Annotated in this window: 4 protein-coding genes; 2 read left to right on the top strand and 2 right to left on the bottom strand. The window is 74.7% G+C overall.

Annotated elements, in window-relative coordinates:
• Both VGX25_RS00105 and VGX25_RS00100 read right to left on the bottom strand, forming a co-directional pair.
• Window positions 1-1,998, bottom strand: a 1,998-nt coding sequence (locus VGX25_RS00105) for an AAA family ATPase (protein WP_414635692.1), incomplete at its 3' end; no start/stop codon positions are given.
• Between the two features lie 146 nt (window positions 1,999-2,144).
• Window positions 2,145-3,323, bottom strand: a complete 1,179-nt coding sequence (locus VGX25_RS00100; protein WP_326915402.1) for an exonuclease SbcCD subunit D — start codon at window positions 3,321-3,323, stop codon at window positions 2,145-2,147.
• 161 nt (window positions 3,324-3,484) lie between these two features.
• Here VGX25_RS00100 and VGX25_RS00095 point away from each other — a divergent pair, with 161 nt between their 5' ends.
• Both VGX25_RS00095 and VGX25_RS00090 read left to right on the top strand, forming a co-directional pair.
• Window positions 3,485-4,477, top strand: a complete 993-nt coding sequence (locus VGX25_RS00095; protein ID WP_326915401.1) for a DNA recombination protein RmuC — start codon at window positions 3,485-3,487, stop codon at window positions 4,475-4,477.
• Window positions 4,478-4,592: 115 nt separating this feature from the next.
• A partial coding sequence (locus VGX25_RS00090; protein WP_326915400.1) for a DUF6542 domain-containing protein occupies window positions 4,593-5,274 on the top strand: 682 nt, incomplete at its 3' end.

Raw genomic sequence — 5,274 nt, 5'->3', positions numbered from 1 at the left:
GTCGGCGGCGGCGAGCCGCTCGCCGCGGGCGTCGGCCAGCGCGTCCACCGCGGCGGCCAACTCGAGCAGGTGCGCCCGGCGGCTGGCCACATCGGGATGCGCACCGCGGGCGGCGTCCAGCCGCTCGGCCCGCGCGGCGGTCCGCTCGGCCAGCCCGGCCCGCTCGCGCTCGATCGCGGCCAGCTCCCGCTCGCCGGCGCCGCGCCGGTCGCGCACCCGTTCGGCCTCGATCTCCAGCTCCCGCACCGCATTCGCGAGCTCGGCGCGCCGGCCGGCGAGCTGCGCGGCCCGCTCGTGCTCGCGGATCGCCTTGCGCCGCAACGTCGCGATCTCCCGCGCTGTGCGCCCGGCCAGCCGCTCGAGCAGCGCGGCCCGCTCCTGCTCGACCTCCTTCAGCGCGCCGGCCGCCGACTGCCGCGCGTCCAGCGCGCGCTGCTCGGCGCGGGTGGCCTGATGCTCGTCCATCGCGGTGACCGTAGCCAGCTCGAGCCAGGCCGGCTGCGGATGAACGCTCGACCCGCAGACCGGGCACGGGCGGCCGTCCACCAGCTCGGCGGACAGCTCGGCGGCCATCCCGTCCAGGCGGCGCTGCCGCACGTCCAGCACGGCCTCGCGGGCCTGCTGGTGTGCGTCGACGGCCCGGCGATTCCGCTCCGCGGCGGCCTTGACCGCCTTCTCCACCTCCGGCAATCGCGCGGCGTCCCTGGCGAGCGCCTCCGCGTCATCCATTGAGGACTTGACGGCCGGGAGCGCGGCGGCGGCCGCCGCGGACTCGTCCAGCCGCTCCCGGGCGGTCGCAATCTGTTGCGGGAGAAGGGAAAGTCGCGCCCCCAACTCGTCGACCCGGTGCCGCACGGCCCGCTCGGTGCGATCCAGCTCGGCGATCCGCGCGCGATCCGCCTCCTGCCGCTCGGCCTCGTCGAGCAGTCCGGCCAGCGCCCCGGCCTCCTCCCGCAGCCGCCCCGCCGCGGCGCGCAACTCGGCCACCTCGGCGTCGACCTCCCGATGCCCCAACCGAACGGCACCGGCGACCCGCGAGTCCTCAGTAGACAGTGCGGCGTCGAGCAACCGGTCCGCCCGCTCCCGCTCCCGTTCGGCGGCGGCGACCGCGACCGCCCGGCGGGCCGCCGCCAGCTCGGCGCGCCAGGACTCCCGGCGGTCGGCCTCCTCCGCCAGCGCCGCCAGCTCGGCGGTGGCCGCCCGCACCCCCCGGACCCGGTCGGCCATCGCCCTGCGCTCGACCAGCTCCGCCTCCGCCGCCTCCCGCTCGGCCGCGGCCGCGGCCTCCCGCTCGGCGGACACGGCCACGACGCCGGAGATCCGCTCGACCGCCGCGGCCAGCCAGGACTCGTCGGCGCCGTCCTCCGGCGGCTCGTCGCCGGCCACCTGCGCGACCCTGGCCACCAGCTCGCGCACGGCCACCCGGCGGCCGTCCAGCTCGCGGCCCCGCCGGGTCCGGCGCTCGCGGAACCACGACTCGACGCCGGCGAAGTGCTGCGTGCCGAACAGCCGCTCAAGCAACCGTTCCCGCTCGCTGGTCTCGGCCCGCAGGAACCGGGCGAACTCGCCCTGGGGCAGCAGCACGACCTGGAAGAACTGGTCCTTGCTCATGCCAAGCAGCCGCTCGATGGTCAGGCCGACCTCGTCGATCCTGGTCAGCCCGTCCGGCGCGTGCCCGCACGGCGCCGGCCCGATCCAGGTCAGGGACGCCTTCGCGGGCTGCTTGGTGGTGCCCCGGCCGCGCCGGCGGGGCCGCTGGTACTCCGGGCTGCGGGTCACCCGCAGCCGGTGGCCCTGCACGGTCAGCTCCAGCGACACGACGGTCGGCGTGTCGTCGGGGGCGTAGTCGCAGCGCAGCCGGCGCGCCTCGCCCCGCACCCCGGGCACGGCCCCGTACAGCGCGAACGCGACCGCGTCCAGCAGCGTGGTCTTGCCCGCCCCGGTGTCACCGTGCAGCAGGAACAGCCCGTCTGACCCGAGCGCGTCGAAGTCGACCACCTCGCGCCTCGGGTACGGCCCGAACGCCGCGAGCTCCAGGAGGTGCAGCCTCAGAATCCATCACCTCGCAAGCTCGGTGATGGCGACCCTGCCGCCTCGTTCCTCGGCGGCAGGGCAGTGCCTATGGTTCGCTCCGCACGCTCCGCTCACGCCGCCTCCCGGTCGGGCCGTTCGGCGCCCGGCTCCATCGCGGCGGCGGCGATCAGCGCCTCGGCGAGCAGCTTCCGCTCGCGCTCGTTGGGCTCCTCCCCTCGGCAGTCGGCGACGAAGCAGCAGGCCAGCTCCTCGTCGGAGCGCCCGAGCGCGGCCTGCGCGTACCGCATGGACCCGCCGGCGAAGCCGCCCTCCGGCCGCCACTCCAGGTGCACGGCGTGCGGGAACCGCTCCTGCAGCCGGCGCAGCGCGTCGGTCGGACGGACCGGGTCGGTCAGCTCGATGGACAGGAACCAGTCGGCACACCGCTCGTGCACCGGATCGGTGAGCAGCTCGTCGAGCGTGCCGGCGAGCGTGCCCAACCGCCGCGGAACGGGCAGCTCCCGGCGCTCCACCCCGGCGAGGCCGCCGGCGTCCAGCTCGACCAGCCACACCGACTTGTGCTGCCGGGCCTCGGAGAACGAGTACGCCAGCGGACTTCCGGAGTAGCGCAGGTGATCCGCCAGCCGCTGCGGGCCGTGCAGGTGGCCGAGGGCGACGTAGTCCACGCCGTCGAACACCGAGCAGGGGACGTGCTCGACGCCGCCGACGGCGATGGTCCGCTCCGATGCGCTGGTCTGGCCCCCGGTGACGAACGCGTGCGCCAGCACGACCGAGCGGGTGCCGGCCGGGCGCTCGGCGAGATCGGCCCGCACCCGGCGCATGGCCTCGGTGAGCACCCCGGCGTGGCCCTTGGCGTCCGGTGTGCCGAGCGCCTGCCGGGCCGGTTCCGGCTCCAAATAAGGGATTCCGTACAGCGCCACGGGTCCGTGCTCGTCGTCGAGCAGCACCGGCCGGTGCAGCTCGGCGACTCTGGTTCGCAGGTGCAGCCCGCCGGCCGCGGTGAACTCGCCGAACGCGCCGAGCCGCGGTGCCGAGTCGTGGTTGCCGGGCGTGACCACCAGCTGTGCGCCGGCCGCGTGGATCGCCTTGAGCACCCGGGTGCAGGCGGACACCGCCTCACCGGACGGGACCGCCCGGTCGTACAGATCGCCGGACACCACCACCACGTCGACCCGCTCGTCGGCGACCAGATCGGCGAGCCCGCCGAGCACGGCCTCCTGATCCGCGAGCAGATCCCGGCCATGGAACGTGCGCCCCACATGCCAGTCGGAGGTGTGCAACACCCGCATGCGACCCAAGTTAAGGCCGCCGGCCGGCTCTTCCCGGACGCCACGCCGAGGCCCGAGGTTTGCACGTTCTGTCGGTGGGCGGGGTCATGATGTCTGGCGGTCCACGCACAATTCGCTGGAACGCAACGACAGCAGTTAATTCCGGAGAGGCGGTACAGCCGGTGACCGCAGTGCTCGGCACCAGCGTGGTCGTGCTGCTGCTCCTGCTCGTGGGCGGGGCGGCGCTGTTCTGGCGGCTCTACTGCGACAGCGTGCGCCGCGCCGACGCCGCGCTGGCCACCCTGCAGCAGGAGCGCCAGCGGTCCGATCGCCAGCAGGACGCGCTGCGCCGGTACGAGATCACCTTCGCCTCCATCAACGGCCGGGGTGAGCTCGGCGAGCAGGTCCTCGTGGACACCGCTCGCGCGCTCGGGCTGCGCGAGGGACTGCATTACACCGTGCAGACCGACGTCGGCGGGGGTGGTTCGGCCCGGCCGGATCTGTTACTGCTCGTCGGCGACGGCCGGATGGTGCCGGTCGACGCCAAGATGAGCATGACCTGCTGGACCGAGGCGGTGGAGACCGACGACCCCGAGGAGCGGGCCGACGCCCTGCGCGTGCACGTGCGCAACATCCGGTCCCGGGCCGCCGAGCTGGCCGGCAAGGGCTACCAGCGCTGGGCGGACGCGATCTACGGAACGATCATGTTCGTGCCCTCGGACGCGGCCGTGGTCGCCGCCATGGACACCGACACCGACCTGCTGCGCTGGCTGCTCGACCGGCGGGTGTTCCTCTGCGGGCCGACCGGTTTCGCGATCGTGGCCTCGGCGGCGCTGTTCGCCGCGACCGAGCGGGCGCTGGCCGCGGACATCGAGGCGGTCCGGTCGCAGGCGGCGTCGGCGCACCGGGCGGCGGGCGCGGCGGTGGACGCGGTCAACGTGTCGACCACGCACCTGCAGCGGTTCTTGCAGGCCAGACGGCGCGAGCTGGACGCGCTGACCCAGTTCCAGGCGGCGGTCGGCCCGCTGCGCGACGCGGCCGCCAGCCCGAGCCCGGTCGCCGCGGTGCGCGACCCCGACGAGACCGGCATCGGCCCGGCCGCCTGGCCGGACGACGCGCCGACTGTTGATCACACGATGGTGGCGGAGGTGCCGATGGACCGAGCACACAACTGAACACGCACCCGGCTGGTTGCCGGGATGTGGTCGGGCTCACACGACGCGTGCGCCCAGGGGAAGCCGTCGATACGACGGCGATGGGTTTGCGTGCATACGGGTTAACCTGTGACCCGTGACCGCCACCCGCGATCGTCAGAGCGATCTCGACTCGGAACCCGCCGAACCGGCGTGGGATGAGCGTCCGATCGTCGGCAACGGGCGGGGATTGTCCTGGTGGGCCGCGGTTCTGCTGGCCTTCGGACTGGCGGCGCTCGCCGCGGTGTTCGACATGCAGCGGCAGGACTCGCTCGGCCGGATCTACCAGGGCGCCTACATTCTCGGCTGCGTCGGCGCGGTGTGCTGGGTGCGGCGGCGCAACCTGTTCGGGCCAATGGTTCAACCACCGCTGGTGTTCGCGGTCACGGCGATCGGCGCGGTGATGCTGTCCCAGCCCGGCGGCCCATTCAACGGCGGGCTGAAGCAGCTGATCTTCTCCGTGGCGCTGCCGCTCACCAGCAACTTCCCCACCATGGCGATCACCACCGGCGTCACCGTTGCGATCGGGCTGCTGCGCCTGTGGCTGCAGCGCGACCCCGCGCCCCGCACGCGCGCGAACCGCTCCGCGCGCGACCGTGATCCCCTCGACCCGCTGGAGGAGCGGCCGGGGCGGGCATCGCGCACCCGCCGGCCGCGGGAGCAGTCACTGCCCGACCGGGCCGCCGGCCAGCGCTCCGGCGGACGCACCCCGCCGCCCGCGGCGGACTCCCGGCAGCGACGAAGCGCCGACCGCCTCGACCGGTCCGGCCGACCCGACC

This window comes from Actinophytocola sp., assembly GCF_035942955.1.
In the GTDB taxonomy this organism is placed as follows: Bacteria; Actinomycetota; Actinomycetes; order Mycobacteriales; family Pseudonocardiaceae; genus DASYTH01.
This window is presented reverse-complemented; position numbering and strand designations above follow the sequence as displayed.

Coding starts and splice junctions, on each gene's coding strand:
- VGX25_RS00100 (WP_326915402.1), bottom strand. CDS start 3,323: ATGCGGGTGTTGCACACCTCCGACTGGCATGTGGGGCGCACGTTCCAT.